We start from the raw sequence: 15947 nt of genomic DNA, 5'->3' as shown, positions 1-15947 counted from the left end.
TTTATTTATTTAGTTTAAAAGGTAAACTACCCCACCTTAAAATGATCGGCTTTTTTATAAAATTACAAGAAAAAATATTTCGATTTTCAAAACAATGTTCTTAAAGTGTTCATTTTGGGATTTAAGTTGACAAAATAAAAAATTAACAGTATGATAATGTATACCCTAGGGGGGTAGCAATTAAGGAGGGAATATGTTAAATTTTTTCAAGAAAAACAATGAAGGTTTTAAAACCCTTTCCTTGGAAGAGTGTAAAAACTTAATGGATAGCAGGAAGGAACTGGTCTATCTAGACGTTAGAACTGAAAAGGAACACGAAAGTGAGGGAAATATTGAAAATTCTTTGGTGATAGATTTTTTCAAGCTCTCCAACTTTAAGAAGGAGATAGAAAAATTGGATAAAACCCTTCCCTACTTAGTCTACTGTGCTGTAGGTGGAAGAAGTAAGGCAGCAGCAGCCCTTATGGTAAAGATGGGATTTGAGGAAGTCTACGATATGGCAGGGGGACTTAAAGCCTGGCAGAAAACCTACTCCAATACCCAGCCTCTTATTACTAAGCTGAGTCAGGATGAAGCTAGGGAGAAGAGGGAAGATATAATAAAAAGGCTCTCTAAGATAGAGGGGCAGGTAAGGGGAGTAAAGAAGATGGTGGACAATGAGGACTACTGTGCCAATATCTTAAATCAGACCCTTGCAATTAACTCAGCTATGAAGAGTGTAAATAAGGAGATCATGGAGCTCTTCCTAAACGTTTGCTTAAATGAGGAGAGAAACATGGAGGACTTCTTTACCTATGTAAAGAAGATGATGAAATAATTTTTTCTTGTTATATGTGAAAAAAATACAAAAAATCGACACAAATACTTGTTAAATGGAATATTTTTGTTGACTAATGTGAAAAAAATAATATAAATGTATTAGAGAGAGTTATATATATTATTATTTTATGAAAAGGGGAGGAAAGTATGAAAAAATTATTGGTATTGGTGGCAATGGTTTTAACTACAGTTGTGGCAATGGCAAAGGATTACTCGCAGTATGCTAACCCAAAGGCTCTAGTAAGTGCAGAGCAGGCAAAGAAGATCATGGAAACCGAAAAAAATGTGGTGGTAATAGACACCAGAAGTTCAGCGCACTTTATGGCAGGTCATATTCCAGGAGCACAGAATATGTGGAGACCGGCTATGGGAGCTGACAAGGATGAGTACCCATTTGGAGGTATGAGAGCTAGCAAGGAAAAGATGGAGAAGGAGCTTGGAAAGCTTGGAGTAAACTCAGATACCTATGTTCTTATCTATGATGCCAAGGCAGACTACGATGCAGCTAGATTATGGTGGGTTCTTGATATGTATGGATTCCACAATGTATCTCTAATAGACGGTGGTGTTGATGGATGGAAGGTTGCAGGATTTGATTTCCAGAGAGGATTTGGAGATAAGGCTGTAGCACAGGAGTTTAAGTTTAAGGGGAAAGAAGACTACAGCAAGCTGGCTGTGCTAGAGGATGTAAAGAGTGCAGTGGATACAAAGAAAACTCCTATTATCGATACAAGATCAGTAGCTGAGCATGAGGGAACAACTACTAAGAAGGGTGCCTTCAGACCAGGTAGAATTCCAAGTGAGATATTTATTCCTTGGGAGACAGCTGTTAACTATGAGGGAGATAAGACCTTTAAATCTGTAGAGGAGCTAGCAAAGATCTACGGAGAGTTTGAAGATAGAGGAGCCATAGCTTACTGTCAGTCTGGAGTAAGATCAGCTCATACAACATTTGTATTAACTCAGCTTCTTGGATATGACAATGTAAAGAACTACGATGGTTCTTGGATCGAGTGGTCATATAACAAGGATCTACCAGCAGACAAGAATTAATTTAAACATTAATTATAAATTTTACAGGGAGGGGCAACAATGAAAAAGATATTGGGAATAGTTATGACATTTCTTCTTTGCTCAATGGCATTTGCAGGGGGACTTATCACACCTGAGAAGGTAAATGAGATCAAGGACAGAGAGGATGTAGTAGTACTGGACTACAGATGGGACAAGGTTCCTGCTAAAACAATACCAGGAGCAATGGTAATCCTAAACAAGGATGTAGCAAGACAGGTAGACGGAATCAACGGAATGGTTCTTCCAAAGGAAGAGTTCGAAAACCTTATGTCGGCTAAGGGAATAGAGGAGACAGATACTATTGTAATAGTTGACGATGAGGGAATGATGAATGCTACAAGACTTTGGTGGATCCTTCACCTATATGGACACAAGGGAGATGTATACGTAGTAGATGGTCAGATTATGGCGTGGGAAAATGCAGGACTTCCTATGGCAGCTCCAACACAGCCTACAAAGGAAAGCAAGTATGTGGCACAGGAAGCTAACAAGGATCTAGTTGCAGATCTAGCAGAGGTAAAGAAGTCTATTGATGATTCTGAGATGGTTGTAATCGATACAAGGTCTAAGATGGAAAGAATCAAGGGGCACGTTCCAAACTCTGTATTCATCGAGTGGAAGAACAACATTACTCCAGAGGGAACATACAAGTCTAAGGAGGAGCTAGCAAAGATCTATGCAGATGCAGGAGTAACTAAGGATCTTAAGGCAATCATGCCACACTGTAAGTCAGCAGTAAGATCAACTCAGACAATGTTTGCTCTAATTGAGATCCTTGGATATGACAATGTAAAGAACTATGATGGTTCATGGATCGAGTATGGAGCTTCAGACGCTCCTAAGAACTACGGAATGTAATTACTAGGTATAGCGCTTTAAAATATGAAAGCCTACCCCCTAGGGGTAGGGCTTTCAATATTTTTTTATAATTTTCATACCCCCCCGGGGTAGCAGGAGGAAGAGGATAGATGGGAAAACTAGGTAATGATGTAATCGAAAGGATGCAGGATATTGTAGATAATTGTATGGGTGACTCTAAGCCGGCGTGTCAGTCTGCCTGTCCAATGCATACAGATGTTAAGGGGTACATAAACCTTATAGGTGAGGGAAAGGGAGAGGATGCAATATCTCTAATCAGAGAAAAGCTATTCCTGCCAGGAACTCTAGGAAGAATATGTGCACACCCGTGTGAAGGTGGCTGTAGAAGGGGAGAGGAAGATTCTCCTATATCGGTAGCTAACCTGAAAAGATATGCTGCAGATAACTTTGATAACCCTGCCAACTGGAACACTGAAAAGGCGCCTGCAAGCGGAAAGAAGGTAGCGGTAATCGGTGCTGGACCTGCAGGAGCTCAGGCAGCTATGGATCTGGCTAGAAAGGGACACGAGGTAACTATCTATGAAAAGCTTCCTGTACTGGGGGGAATGATGAGAGTAGGTATTCCTGAGTACAGACTGCCTAGAGAGGTAATCGATACAGAATACTCTATCCTTGAAAAGCTGGGAGTAACTATCAAGCTTGGAGTGGAGATAGGAAAGGATATCGACTTTGATGAGCTGAAGAATACCCACGATGCAGTGATCGTAGCTGTGGGAAGACAGGCTGGAAGAGTGGACACAAGACTTGAAAACTCAGATGCCAATGGAGTATACCACGCAGCAGAGTACCTGAAGGAGATCTCTCTAACAAGAAACTTTGAGGGAGCAGGGAAGAGAGTAGCTGTAATCGGTGGGGGAGATGTTGCAATGGACTGTGCAAGATCATCTCTTAGAGTAGCTGGTGTGGAAGAGGTACACGCAGTGTGTCTAGAGCCCACTTATGAGGCTATGGCATCTTCTATGCACGAGATCCACGGTGCAGTAGCTGAGGGAGTAAAGTTTAACTTGGCTATGGGTACAGATAATATCATTGTAGATGACAGCGGAAGAGTCAGCGGACTTGTAATCAAGGAGTGTTTATCTATCTTCGACGATGAGGGAAGATTTGCTCCTAAGTTTGATGAAAATAATAAGAAAATATTAGATGTAGATACAGTGGTATTTGCCATTGGTCAGGGTGTAGATGCATCATTTGATAGGAATGAGAGCATGGAAAGAAGAGGAAATGGTACCTTTGAAGCAGATCCTCTAACTATGCAGTCTACAGCAGATGAGAGGGTATTTGTGGCAGGAGACTGTGCTACAGCATTTATCGTAATCGGAGCTATGGCAGAGGGAAGAAGAGCTTCCACGTCTGTAGACAGATTTCTTAATGGAAAGGACCTGAAGGAGGGAAGGACTCTAGAGGCAGAGGGGCCATATGAGACTAAACTTCACCTTCCAGCTGAGTACCTTCCAGAGGGATGGGACGCAGCAGAAAAGATAGAGAGAATGGGTGTCAATGAGATGGACCCTGCGGAGAGGATCAAGTCCTTTGATGAGGTAGAGGCTAGCTACACTAAGGAACAGGCTGAGAGGGAAGCAAGCAGATGTCTTCAGTGTACTTGTAAGCTCTGTATGACTGAGTGTCTGATGCTAAATGACTTTACAGAGTGTCCTAAGCACCTATTTGAAGAGTATCTAGAGAAGGGATATGCAGCAATGGACCCTAAGATCGCTTACTCGTGTAATGCATGTTCTCAGTGTACGCTAAAGTGTCCTAAGGACTTCGATATGAAGAGTGCATTCCTTGGAATGAGACCTGAATATGTAAAGGACAACAACGGTAAATCTCCAATGGAGGGACACAAGGCAATAGATGTACACCAGTTCCTAGGATACTCCAAGGTATTTAATACAAGCAACCCAGCACCTCAAGGAAAGAAGACTAAGTATGTATTCTTCCCTGGATGTTCACTGCCTTCATACAACCCAACAGCTGTAGGAAAGGCTCTTGAGCACCTTCAGGATAAGCTAAACGGAGAGGTGGGATCACTTCTTAAGTGTTGTGGAAAACCAACTAAGGCTCTGGGGCAGAAGGATAAGTTTAAGGAGAGGTTTGCAACTGTTCAGACTGAGCTGGATAAGATGGGAGCTGAAACTGTAATCGTAGCATGTCAGTCTTGTATGGGAATATTCTCTGAGGTGGCTAAGCAGGATGTAGTTTCTCTATGGTCTCTACTTCCAGAGATTGGTCTTCCAAAGGAGCAGTATGGAGTAGGTAAGGGATCGGATGTTGTATTCAATATCCACGATTCATGTTCTACAAGAAACAGGCCGGATCTACACGACGGTATCAGATGGATTGTAGATGAGCTGGGATATAAGGTAGAGGAGCTTGAGAACTCCAGAGAGAAGACAAGATGTTGCGGATTTGGAGGAATGGTAGTACCGGCAAACCCAGATGTAGCAGACAGGGTAATGAAGAGAAGAGCCAATGAGACAACAACTGGTCACATGATCTCCTACTGTGCTGCCTGCAGACAATCTATGGAGAGCGGAGGAGCAGATTCCCTTCACATCCTGGACCTGGCATTTGGTGGTAAGTACGACAACAAATCCAAGGAAGAGAGAAATATGGGACCTGCTAAGCAGTGGATAAACAGATATAAGTCTAAGATGGAGCTTAACAAGAGAAAGTAGAGGAAACTTTTTTATGGATGGGAGGCAGGCGGTCTGCCTTCATCCTAAGAAAAATTAAAATATATTGATGTAGAGGGGTAAGGATAGATGAAGAAATTATTAGTTCTTTTAACTTTAGTAATGACATTTACATTGGCCATGGGAGAGAGTGTAACTGCTAACAAGGATTATGCACAGTATGCAAACTCTGAGATAATAGTTAGTCCTGAAAAGGCTATGGATATAATCGGCGGCGAAGAGGATGTTGTTGTACTGGATGTAAGAAAAACAGCGGACTTTGAAGCGGGACACGTAGAGGGATCATACCAGATCTGGAGACCTGACTTCTCTGCAGACAAGGGTGAGTATGAGTATAATGGTATGAGAGCTACCAGAGAAAAGATGGCTGAAACTCTAGGTTCATATGGAATAACAGCAGATACTACTATCGTACTTCTTAGTGCTAAGGCTGACTACGATGCTGCCAGATTATGGTGGATCCTTGACATGTACGGACACAACAAGATGTATATGATCGACGGTGGAATAGACGGCTGGAAGCAGGCAGGTCTGCCAGTAGCAACTGGAACTGTAGCTAAGCCAGAGGCAGCTGAGTATGAGTTTACTCAGGAGGCAGATACAGCTAAGTTTGCATCTCTAGAGGATGTAAAGGCAGCTCTTACAGACGACAGTGTTGTTGTGCTAGATACAAGAACAGACTTTGAGCACGACGGACTAGCTCAGTTTGCTGGAGCTTTTGCAAAGGGAAAGATCCCTGGAGCAGCGTATATCGAGTGGGATAAGATGGTAAATGAAGATAAGACATTTAAATCCAGAGAGGAGATAGAGGCTATCCTTGCAGAGCAAGGGATCACAAGGGATAAAACTGTAATCTCATACTGTCAGTCTGGAGTAAGATCTGCTCACATGACATTTGTACTTAGTGAGCTTCTTGGATGGGAGAATGTAAAGAACTATGACGGTTCTTGGATCGAGTGGTCATACAACGCTGTAAACGGTAATGTGGAGCTGGAAAAGCCAGGTATGTTTGGAGTGGTATTCAGCTACCTTAAGTCCAGAGAAAAGATGGAGAAGGTAATCGTAAGCCTTGGAGCATGGGGACCAGCAGCATATATTGCTATCTATGCGCTAATTACAATTACTTGTATCTCAGTGCTTCCTATAACTTTAGTGGGGGGACTTGTATTTGGTGGAGTAATGGGAACTATCTATACAGCTATAGGAGCTTCTCTAGGACTGTCTATGGCATTCCTTATTGCTAGATACATTGCCAGAAAGCCAATGGAGAAAAAGTTTGGAAACTCAGATGTATTCAAGAAGATCGATAACGGAGTAAAAAATGAGGGATGGTTTGTTCTTGCAACTACAAGACTACTTCCAGTATTCCCATTTGGAATTCAGAACTATGTATATGGACTGACTTCTATAGGATTCCTTCAGTACGCACTACTTTCTACTATCTTCATCCTTCCAGGAACATCTGTATTTGTTCTTCTGGCAGGAGCAGTAGCTTCTGGAGATAAGGCAACTGCTATTAAGATGTCTCTGACAGCATCGCTGATCTTCTTTGCTCTTACCCTTGTAACTAAGTTAATTGCAAAAAAGTCTAAGGGATCAACAAAGGCAGCATAGGATAAAAAAATCATATCTATAGGGGGAATTCCCCCTATAGATTTATTTGTTCCAGGATAAAAAGTATGCTATATAAGGTACTGATCTAGTTATTTTATTGTTCAAAGGGAGATGGTGAAAATGACGGAAAAGAGATCGGGACTTAGCCTGGGTAAGGTAGTGGGAGTAGTGGTCATAGTGGTCATAGTATTTCTCCTATTTAAGACAGGAGCAATAGAGTACCTCAAGGACAGAAGAAAGATGGAAGCTTTTATAGAGGGATTTGGCATATGGGGCCCCCTGGTATATATAGTGGCCTATATACTGGTAACTATAACTGGGATCTCAGCAGTACCTATGACCATAGCGGGGGGACTGATCTTTGGAGCTCTCTTTGGAGTAATCTATACGGTAATAGGGGCGGGAATAGGCCTCTCCCTTGCCTTTCTCATAGCCAGGTATATAGCCAGAGGGTTTATCGAGAAGAAGTTTGGAGATACTGAGGCCTTTAAAAAGATAGATGAGGGAGTGAAGAGCCAGGGGTGGTTTATTCTTGCTACCACAAGACTTATTCCCATCTTCCCCTTTGGAATCCAGAACTATGTTTACGGGCTGACTTCCATAGGGTTTCTTCAGTATTCGATCTTATCTACTATCTTTATAATACCTGGGACATCGGTATATGTAATTCTGGCAGGAGCAGTAGCTTCTGGAGATACAGCTAAGGCAACAAGGCTGGCAATTGTAGCTTCCCTTATATTTTTTGCTATAACTGTGGTAACTAAGTTAGTTGCAAGGAAGGGAAAGAAGTCTTAGTTTGAATTGAGATGCTGTGGGTCTTCCTTTAAAGTGGTATACAAGCCTGAGGGGTATGTATACCATTTTTTTTAGGAGGGAATTATAATCCCTTAATTTTTATAATAAAATCCATATGTTTGTTGTAAAGGTTAAAGGAGATATAGTAAAATAAGGAAGTTGAGGCAATTTTAGGAAGGCAGAAAGATGTAAAAAAAGGAGAAAAGCTCCTCCGATAAGCTTTGATAATTGCAGAGATAAGATGTTAAAAAATTAAATGATGATATTAAAGCTACATAATGGATAGAAAGCAGAAGGGGGAAGGATGGTAAGTATAGTTATACCTGTATTAAATGAGGAGAAAAGCATATTTGAAATCCTTACCAGGCTCACAGCCCTTGAGGGAGAGAAGGAGATTATAGTTGTAGACGGGGGAAGTACAGACAGGACGGTAGAGCTGGCTTCCACCATGGCTAAGGTAATAGAGGCTCCCAAGGGAAGAGCTCTTCAGATGAATGCGGGAGCTAAGGAAGCTAGGGGAGATATCCTATGGTTTGTTCACTCGGACAGTATAGTGGAGAAGGAAAGCCTGAAGGCTATAGAGAGGAGTATAGAGGGCGGAGATATAGGGGGAGGATTTTCCCTCTACTTCTATGATACAGAGAACCTCTTTATGAAGTATATTGCCCTTACATCCAACCTGAGGGGAAGTATGGCAAAGTTATTCTTCGGAGATCAGGGGATCTTTGTAAGAAGGGATAAGTTCTGGTCTATGGGAGGATTCCCAGAGATCGCCATAATGGAGGACTTTGAGTTTTCCCTGAGGATAAAGAGGCTGGGGAGGGTGAGAAGGCTCAGAATGAGGATAGGCACATCCTCCAGGCGTTTTACCTCTGGAGGGATATGGAGGACCTTTCTTCTCATGCAGAAGATGAAGATACTCTATATGGCAGGTGTTTCCCCAGAAAAATTAAACAAGATGTATAGAGAGGTACGTTAGATGAAAGCATTGGTTATAATGACAAGAATACCTATACCCAATAAGACCAAGACCAGGCTTATGACGATTCTGAGTCCCGAGGAATGTGCAGAAATTCACAGAGCCTTTCTGAGGGATATTGTAGAGACTGGGTCCAAGGTAGAGGATACGGACCTCTATCTTTTCTACGGGGATGAGGGACCTCTAGAGGTTATAGAAGATATAGTCAGAGAGGGAATGACTACCCTTCCCCAGAGGGGAAAAGATCTGGGAGAGAAGATGAAGAATATCTTTGCAGACCTTTTTGAAAAAGGATATGAGAGGGTAGTGCTCATGGGAGCTGATATCCCTGAGGTAGGTATAGAGGACCTTGAGGGAGCCTTTGATGAGCTGGAATTCAAGGATCTTGTATTTGGTCCCACCCTGGACGGAGGATACTACCTGGTGGGGATGAATAACCTCCATGAGATGGTATTTGACCCAGGGATAAAGTGGGGGACTCCCCAAGTATTTCAGGAAACCCTGGAGGTGATTAAGAGAAGCGGAGTAGAGGTGGGACTTATAAAATCCCACGAGGATATAGATACCAAGGAGGATCTGAAGGAGTTCTGGAAGAGGATAGAGAAGGATAGTTCCTGTGAGAACACCAGAAGATATCTTATTGAAAATATCAGGGAGAGGTTACTATGTCGGAGAAGTTAATCAAGGATATATATGAGTATATAGAGGGATCCAGCCTAAGGAAGGATCTGAACCTGGAGAGGGACTTTAAGGTATCCTTCCTGGCCCAGGGGGAGTACAACAAGAACTATGTACTGGAGGATCAAAGGAACAAGTATGTTTTCAGGGTAAATACCGGAAGCCAGATAGGAGTAGCCAACCAGATAGAGTATGAGTACAACGCTCTAAAGAGGCTGGAGGAGTCGGGGTACACCCCCAGAGCCCACTTTGTGGATGGAAGTAGGAGGCTGATGGATTACGGGATACTGGTGATGGATTACCTGGAGGGAAGGCCTCTGGACTACAGGAGGGACCTGAAGAAAGCAGCTGAGATATTTTCCGGTATCCACTCTCTGGAGATTAAAAGGGAGGATTTTGACCACCTCATCACTGAGAACTATATATTCAGCGACCGTCTGAAGGAAGCGAATAACTTATTAAAAAAGTTTTGGGAGAGTTCCCATGTGGGTGGAGATACCAAGAGATTTTTTGAAAAGTTTCTCTCGTGGTGTGATAAAAATGCAGGGATGGAGAGATACTTTATAGAGAATCCGTGGAAGGCAATAAACAACACCGAGGTCAACTCCCACAACTTTATAATAGGGGATGAGAGGAGCTACCTCATAGACTGGGAGAAGCCGGTAATAAGTGATCCCTGCCAGGATATAACTCAGTTTCTTGCTCCCACAACTACCCTTTGGAGAACGGATATTTTTCTCTCACAGGACGAGATAGATAAGTTTTACAGGGTGTATGAGGGGAGGTTTCCAGAAAAGAATATAAGAGAGAGGGTGAGGATGTATACTCCATACCTCTATCTGAGAGCTCTCAGCTGGTGTGCCTATGCCTATGTTGAGTATCAGGATCCCAATAAGGATATAAGAAACCCAGAGACCTATAAAAAGATAAAATCATACCTGGAGATGGATTTTATGAATAATCTATTAAAGGACTGGATAGGATAAAAGGAGATGTAGATGAAGAGAAAGGTTATATTTGACTGCGACAATACAATGGGGATAGTGGGAAAGGATGTGGATGACGGACTAACCCTTCTTTACCTTCTAGGGAGGGAGGATATAGACCTTGTGGGCCTTACCCTTACCTATGGAAACAGTACCCTGGAGGAGGTAGAGAAGGCAACTGCCAAGCTTCTTAAGGAGCTGAAGATAGATGATATAAAGGTCTTTGCTGGAGAGGAGGGAGGTAGATTCCTGGCTGAGGAAGCAAGAAAACATAAGGGAGAGATCACAGTGCTGGCAACGGGATCTATGAGCAACCTCCATACAGCTCATAGGTATGATCCTGAGTTTTACAGTAACCTGGATGAGATATACCTTATGGGTGGAGTGGTGGAGCCCCTTGTAATAAACGGAGTAGAGGTAAAGGAGCTTAACTTTGCGTGCAACCATGAGGCTGCCTACAATGTACTCTCATCTGAGGCAAAGATCTCAATTCTAAATGGGCATGTTACTGCCAAGGCTGTGTTTGGTCCAGAGGAGCTGGAGGAACTCTACAGAAGAGAGGGAAGGGTCTACAGATTTATCGAGGATTCCATCGGCCACTGGGTAGAGAGGATAAATAATAAGTTTGGAATAGAGGGATTCTGTAACTGGGATATGGCTGCAGCCATCTATATGAGCCATAAGGAGCTATTCACAGGTGACATGGCCAGGATAACTCCTGATATGGAAAGCCTGAAAATGGGAGACCTGAACTTAGATGAGAAGGGGATCAAGGAGATAGTCATGCCTGGGGAGATCCTGGATATGAAGAAGTTTAATTCACTTATCTTTGAAGCCTTTGAATCATTTCAGAATAAATACGGAGCATAGTTAACAATAAAAGTTTGGAGGGGGAGAGTTGATGAAAAAAGTTTTTTTAATACTATTGGTGCTGGTTTTTGCAGCCTGCGGTAAGAAGAAGGATGAAGGTTTAGGTCTCGACTACAAGTGGGATGATGTGGTTAAGGGATCTAAGGGGACGAAGGTCAATATCTATATGTGGGGTGGATCCACAGAGGTAAACAAGTTTATGGACAACATCATTGCTAAAAACCTCAAGGAGGAAAATGATATCTACCTAAACAGAGTTCCGATTACAGATATAAAGGACACTGTAAATAAGCTTATAGTGGAAAAGCAGGCAGGAAAGAAGGACGGAAGTGTAGATGTTATATGGATAAATGGTGAAAACTTCAAGCTTCTTAAGGAAAGCGGAGTTCTCTGGGGTGACTTTGTGAAAAATCTTCCTGCTAAGGAGAAGGTAAAGGATGCTACCCTTGTAAGTGATTTTGGAGAGAGTGTAGACGGCCTGGAAGCTCCATGGGGAGAGGCACAGTTTAACTTTATCTACCACAGTTCTCAGGGGGAGGTTCCCTTCAGAGGCTATGAGGGTCTGAAAAATTATGTAGAGGCTAATCCTGGGGTATTTACATATCCTTCCATACCTGATTTCACGGGAAGTGCCTTTGTAAGAAATATGGTTATCGATATACTGGGAGAGGAGAGAGCCCAGGAGATGAGCAGCGAGGAGTTCAGAGAAGCTCTTGAAGATGTATGGAGCTACTTAAATGAAATCAAGCCATACCTATGGAGAAATGGAGAAACCTATCCTGAAAGCCAGGGGAAGCTGGATACCCTCTATAGAAACGGAGAGGTAGAGGTTACTATGGGATACACTATCAACAAGGTAGCAAGCAAGATTGCCACTGGTGAGTTTACTGAGGACAGCAAGAGTTTCCTTCTAGACAGGGGAACACTCTTTAACAACCACTACCTGAGTATACCTGCTAACTCAAAGAATAAGGCAGGAGCGGTGTATGTAGTAAACTATCTTCTTTCAGAGGAGGCACAGCTTGCCAAGCAGGATCCTCAGAACTGGGGAGATTCTACAATTCTTGACATGAACAAGCTTTCCTCTGAGGACAGAGAGGCATTTGAGAGGGTTGGACAATCTGATGCTATTCCGTCTCTAGAGGAGATGGGGCAAAAAAGAGTAAGAGAACTATCTCCAGAGAAGCTGGAGATAATTGAAGAAGGGTGGATGGAGTACGTTGGAAAAAATTAAAAAATATCTCTATATAGCTCCAACGCTTTTGTTTATAGGCGGTTTCTTCCTCTATGGATTTTTTCAGGGATTTCTGCAGAGCTTTGGTCTCTATAGGATAGTGGGAGAGTCCTCTTTTACACTGGAGTACTATATGGAAACTGTAAGGAGTAGGAGTTTCTGGGACTCCCTTCTCTTTACCTCGAAGATGGCTGTGGTCTCATCTACAGTATCTCTTATAATCTCAGTTATCATCATCTATATAATATACTTAAATATGGAGAGGAAGTTTGTACAGGAGGAGAGGTTTCAGAAGATTGTAGAGAGTCCTCTTCTTGTGCCATACCTGATAGCTTCCTACCTGATACTGATCCTATTTATGCAGAGCGGGAGTATAAGTAAGCTTCTTGTAGCTCTGGGGGTTATAGAGGGGTACAGCAGCTTTCCCATACTGACCAATGACAGAGGGGGAGTGGGAATAATGATAGCCTACATCTGGAAAACAACTCCCTTTATTGTAATGATGGCCATACCTGTATTGAAGAGGGTAAAGAGCAAGTGGGATTCACTTGCCCATATATTTAATGTGGGAAGAACGAGATTTTTTATGGAGGTAGCCCTTCCACTTATGGGACCCTCCCTTCTCATGAGCTTCTTTATAGTACTGGCTTATATATTTACGGCCTTTGAAGTGCCTTATATACTGGGGGTAACCTATCCCAAGGCTCTTGCTGTGGGAGCCTATGAGATATACTCCAGGGGAAGCCTAGCTGACAGGCCGAGCCTTATGGTGATAAATATGATAATCTCCTTCATAAGTCTTGGAAGCGGAGTCCTGGTATACTTCATAAATAAATTTTTTGTAGGGAAGAATAAGGGGGCCTGGGAGTAGTGAAGAAGATGAAGATACTTTATATAGTTGTTATGATACTGTTCCTGCTTCCCTTTGGAGCTCTAATTATGGAGAGCCTGAGGCCGGATACCTGGCTCTATGTATATACCGATGTAAAGACTTACAGGGCCATTGCTACCACTATAATAGTTGCAGTGGCTACCTTGGCACTGAATATAGCCATAGGAACTCCTGCAGCCAGTGTGCTGGCAAGGAGGGAGTTCAGAGGAAAGAGGCTGGTGGAGCTTATTATACTTCTGCCTCTAATTATTCCCTCCTTTGTAACCAGTATGGGGATATACTTTACCTTTATAAAGCTTGGGCTTTCAGAGACTATGCTGGGAGTGATACTCATACACACGGTACTTACCCTTCCCTACTATATAAGGTCTACTATAGTGGGATATGGTACCCTGGGAGAGGGGTATGAGATGATGGGAAGGATAATGGGAGCCAACGGGTTGAAGAGGTTCTTCTATATAACCCTTCCCCATATAATGCCAGCTGTAATAGCAGGGGGGAGCTTAGTAATAATTGTATCCTTTGCTCAGTACTTAAATACCCTTATAATAGGGGGAGGAAGGATAATAACTGTACCCATTCTTATGTTTCCATATATCTCCAGCGGGGATATGGGTGCTGGAGCTGTGTACAGCTTTTCATATATAACGATTAACTTCCTTCTGATCTTCCTACTGGAGAGGTCGGTAAAGGGAATATACAATAAAAAAATGTCAGGGGAAAAGATATGGTAGTTTTGGAAGGTGTAACAAAGAAGTACGATGAATTTAGTATAGAGAGGTTGGATCTGAGAATAGAGAAGGGGGAGTTTTTTACCCTCCTTGGAGGTTCCGGGTGCGGAAAATCCACCCTGCTAAGGGTGATATCTGGAATAGAGAGGGAGTTTCAGGGGAGTATAGAAATAGATAGTATGGATATCAGGGGAAGGTCTACCTTTGAGACTGGACTTTCCATGGTGTTTCAGGATTCCCTTCTTCTCCCCAACCTCAGTGTGGAGGACAATGTGGCCTTTGGGCTGAAGATGAAGGGGGTAGGAAAGAAGGAGAGGCTTACCAAGGCCAGAGACGCCCTGGTTGAACTGGGACTTGGAGGTTTTGAGAAGAGGCACCCCAACGACCTGAGCGGAGGCCAGAAGCAGAGGGTGGCCATAGCCAGGGCCCTTGTGATGGAGCCCAAGGTCCTCCTTATGGATGAGCCCTTTTCAGCCCTGGATGAGGAGCTGAGGGGGAAGCTGCAGAAGCTTCTCAAGGAGATCCAGAGAAAGTACAAGAGTACCATCCTATTTGTAACCCACGACAGGGATGAGGCCTTCTACCTCTCAGATAAGATAGCAGTTATGGATAATGGGAGCATCGTTCAGGTGGACAATCCCCAGAAGCTCTATGAAAACCCAAGGGATGAGTTTGTGGCCAGGTTCCTTGGAATAAACAATATCTTCAAGGGGAAAGTATCAGGTGGAATTCTGAGGGATGATAACTTTCAGGTGGAGGTAGATGAGAAAACTTCCGAGGGAAGAGTTGTAGTGGCTCTGAAAGCTGAGGATATGAGAGTAGTTGAGGAAGGTGCACCGGAAAGTATAGGAAGTTCCTATTTTAAAGGAAGGGTAGAGGATATCTCCTTTAAGAGTGGATTCTACCACTTTATTCTGGATATAGAGGGGAAGAAGGTAGAGGTAGTGCAGAATAGAGTGGACTTCCATATAGAGGTGGGACAGAGGGTAAAGGTCTCATATAAGAAGAAAAATATCATTTATATAAAGAGGGAAGGATTATGTTAGATACACATGGAAGAAAGTATTTCCAGCCCCTGATATACCAGGTGGCCAAGGTTTTTATGAAGTATAATATGAGTGCAAACCAGGTTACAGTTATTGCATTTTTACTGGGAATCTCCACAGGAGTATTTGCATTTTACGGCATGGGAGTCATAGGTGTGGTTATCATGTGGATATCTGGTCTGCTAGATGCAGTGGATGGAACTATTGCCAGGGAGAAGGGATCTACTCCCTTTGGGACCGTTCTTGATATGACCTTTGACAGGCTGGTGGAGATAGCTATAATCATAGGACTGGCCCTGAGGTATCCAGGAGAGCAGTTTCAACTTCTCCTTCTTACATGCAGTATAATCTTTTCCATGACGGTATTTCTTACCACTGGAATGATGGCAGAGAAGAAGGGGCAGAAGTCATTTTACTATCAGGCAGGGGTTGCAGAGAGAACGGAAGGGTTTATCTTCTTTTCTCTGATGCTAATATTCCCTACCTACCTTAAGGTGATCACCCTAATCTTCTTTGGTCTGATTGTGTTTACAGCACTTCAGAGGATGAGGGAAGCAGCCAGACTGCTTTCATAGAAAAAAGAGGCTAATCTAGAAGGGTTAGCCTCTTTTTTTATTGCTAAGGAAAGTATAGAATTACAGATTAATTCCA

At 42.9% G+C, this 15947-nt stretch carries 15 protein-coding genes; all 15 read left to right on the top strand.

Annotated features, from left to right (window positions below; all coding sequences use genetic code 11):
• The first annotated feature begins 193 nt into the window (after positions 1 to 193).
• The gene (locus QMG11_RS03250; protein WP_281833414.1) at positions 194 to 817 is read left to right on the top strand and encodes a metal-sensing transcriptional repressor; all 624 of its coding nucleotides are present in this window, start codon (positions 194 to 196) and stop codon (positions 815 to 817) included.
• Positions 818 to 966: 149 nt separating this feature from the next.
• Positions 967 to 1872 (top strand): sulfurtransferase, encoded by a 906-nt coding sequence (locus tag QMG11_RS03245; protein WP_281833412.1) that lies wholly within the window; start codon positions 967 to 969, stop codon positions 1870 to 1872.
• 39 nt (positions 1873 to 1911) lie between these two features.
• Complete coding sequence (locus tag QMG11_RS03240) at positions 1912 to 2751, top strand: sulfurtransferase (RefSeq protein WP_281833411.1); 840 nt, start codon at positions 1912 to 1914, stop codon at positions 2749 to 2751.
• Between the two features lie 110 nt (positions 2752 to 2861).
• Positions 2862 to 5453 carry an FAD-dependent oxidoreductase gene (locus QMG11_RS03235; RefSeq protein WP_281833409.1) on the top strand — a complete coding sequence of 864 codons (2592 nt, stop codon included), beginning with the start codon at positions 2862 to 2864 and terminating at the stop codon, positions 5451 to 5453.
• Positions 5454 to 5540: 87 nt separating this feature from the next.
• On the top strand, positions 5541 to 7085 hold the full coding sequence (locus tag QMG11_RS03230; RefSeq protein WP_281833407.1) for a rhodanese-like domain-containing protein: 1545 nt from the start codon (positions 5541 to 5543) through the stop codon (positions 7083 to 7085).
• 120 nt (positions 7086 to 7205) lie between these two features.
• Complete coding sequence (locus QMG11_RS03225) at positions 7206 to 7880, top strand: TVP38/TMEM64 family protein (protein WP_281833406.1); 675 nt, start codon at positions 7206 to 7208, stop codon at positions 7878 to 7880.
• A gap of 304 nt (positions 7881 to 8184) precedes the next feature.
• Positions 8185 to 8859 (top strand): TIGR04283 family arsenosugar biosynthesis glycosyltransferase, encoded by a 675-nt coding sequence (locus QMG11_RS03220; protein ID WP_281833405.1) that lies wholly within the window; start codon positions 8185 to 8187, stop codon positions 8857 to 8859.
• Positions 8860 to 9540, top strand: coding sequence for a TIGR04282 family arsenosugar biosynthesis glycosyltransferase (locus tag QMG11_RS03215; protein WP_281833404.1), 681 nt, complete (start codon positions 8860 to 8862; stop codon positions 9538 to 9540).
• The gene (locus QMG11_RS03210; RefSeq protein WP_281833402.1) at positions 9525 to 10523 is read left to right on the top strand and encodes a phosphotransferase; all 999 of its coding nucleotides are present in this window, start codon (positions 9525 to 9527) and stop codon (positions 10521 to 10523) included. Before QMG11_RS03215 ends, QMG11_RS03210 begins: the two co-directional genes overlap by 16 nt.
• Positions 10524 to 10535: 12 nt before the next feature.
• Positions 10536 to 11393 carry a nucleoside hydrolase gene (locus QMG11_RS03205; RefSeq protein WP_281833400.1) on the top strand — a complete coding sequence of 286 codons (858 nt, stop codon included), beginning with the start codon at positions 10536 to 10538 and terminating at the stop codon, positions 11391 to 11393.
• Between the two features lie 31 nt (positions 11394 to 11424).
• Positions 11425 to 12627 (top strand): ABC transporter substrate-binding protein, encoded by a 1203-nt coding sequence (locus tag QMG11_RS03200; protein WP_281833398.1) that lies wholly within the window; start codon positions 11425 to 11427, stop codon positions 12625 to 12627.
• Complete coding sequence (locus QMG11_RS03195; RefSeq protein WP_281833397.1) at positions 12614 to 13498, top strand: ABC transporter permease subunit; 885 nt, start codon at positions 12614 to 12616, stop codon at positions 13496 to 13498. The genes QMG11_RS03200 and QMG11_RS03195 overlap by 14 nt, the downstream gene beginning before the upstream one ends.
• An 8-nt stretch (positions 13499 to 13506) precedes the next feature.
• Complete coding sequence (locus QMG11_RS03190; protein ID WP_281833479.1) at positions 13507 to 14253, top strand: ABC transporter permease; 747 nt, start codon at positions 13507 to 13509, stop codon at positions 14251 to 14253.
• A complete protein-coding gene (locus QMG11_RS03185; protein WP_281833395.1) occupies positions 14247 to 15296 on the top strand; it encodes an ABC transporter ATP-binding protein in 1050 nt (349 codons plus the stop codon). The genes QMG11_RS03190 and QMG11_RS03185 overlap by 7 nt, the downstream gene beginning before the upstream one ends.
• On the top strand, positions 15290 to 15871 hold the full coding sequence (locus tag QMG11_RS03180) for a CDP-alcohol phosphatidyltransferase family protein (RefSeq protein ID WP_281833393.1): 582 nt from the start codon (positions 15290 to 15292) through the stop codon (positions 15869 to 15871). The genes QMG11_RS03185 and QMG11_RS03180 overlap by 7 nt, the downstream gene beginning before the upstream one ends.
• Positions 15872 to 15947: the final 76 nt, after the last annotated feature.

The organism is Propionigenium maris DSM 9537, from assembly GCF_027925155.1.
GTDB lineage: Bacteria > Fusobacteriota > Fusobacteriia > Fusobacteriales > Fusobacteriaceae > Propionigenium > Propionigenium maris.
Note: the sequence above shows the minus strand (reverse complement) of the source record. Positions and strands in the feature narration are given on the sequence as shown.

Excerpts from the sequence above, each read along its gene's own strand:
- QMG11_RS03185 (WP_281833395.1), top strand. The coding sequence starts at position 14,247 with ATGGTAGTTTTGGAAGGTGTAACAAAGAAGTACGATGAATTTAGTATA.
- QMG11_RS03215 (WP_281833404.1), top strand. The coding sequence starts at position 8,860 with ATGAAAGCATTGGTTATAATGACAAGAATACCTATACCCAATAAGACC.
- QMG11_RS03190 (WP_281833479.1), top strand. The coding sequence starts at position 13,507 with ATGAAGATACTTTATATAGTTGTTATGATACTGTTCCTGCTTCCCTTT.
- QMG11_RS03225 (WP_281833406.1), top strand. The coding sequence starts at position 7,206 with ATGACGGAAAAGAGATCGGGACTTAGCCTGGGTAAGGTAGTGGGAGTA.
- QMG11_RS03210 (WP_281833402.1), top strand. The coding sequence starts at position 9,525 with ATGTCGGAGAAGTTAATCAAGGATATATATGAGTATATAGAGGGATCC.
- QMG11_RS03240 (WP_281833411.1), top strand. The coding sequence starts at position 1,912 with ATGAAAAAGATATTGGGAATAGTTATGACATTTCTTCTTTGCTCAATG.
- QMG11_RS03250 (WP_281833414.1), top strand. The coding sequence starts at position 194 with ATGTTAAATTTTTTCAAGAAAAACAATGAAGGTTTTAAAACCCTTTCC.
- QMG11_RS03205 (WP_281833400.1), top strand. The coding sequence starts at position 10,536 with ATGAAGAGAAAGGTTATATTTGACTGCGACAATACAATGGGGATAGTG.
- QMG11_RS03200 (WP_281833398.1), top strand. The coding sequence starts at position 11,425 with ATGAAAAAAGTTTTTTTAATACTATTGGTGCTGGTTTTTGCAGCCTGC.
- QMG11_RS03220 (WP_281833405.1), top strand. The coding sequence starts at position 8,185 with ATGGTAAGTATAGTTATACCTGTATTAAATGAGGAGAAAAGCATATTT.
- QMG11_RS03235 (WP_281833409.1), top strand. The coding sequence starts at position 2,862 with ATGGGAAAACTAGGTAATGATGTAATCGAAAGGATGCAGGATATTGTA.
- QMG11_RS03230 (WP_281833407.1), top strand. The coding sequence starts at position 5,541 with ATGAAGAAATTATTAGTTCTTTTAACTTTAGTAATGACATTTACATTG.
- QMG11_RS03245 (WP_281833412.1), top strand. The coding sequence starts at position 967 with ATGAAAAAATTATTGGTATTGGTGGCAATGGTTTTAACTACAGTTGTG.
- QMG11_RS03180 (WP_281833393.1), top strand. The coding sequence starts at position 15,290 with ATGTTAGATACACATGGAAGAAAGTATTTCCAGCCCCTGATATACCAG.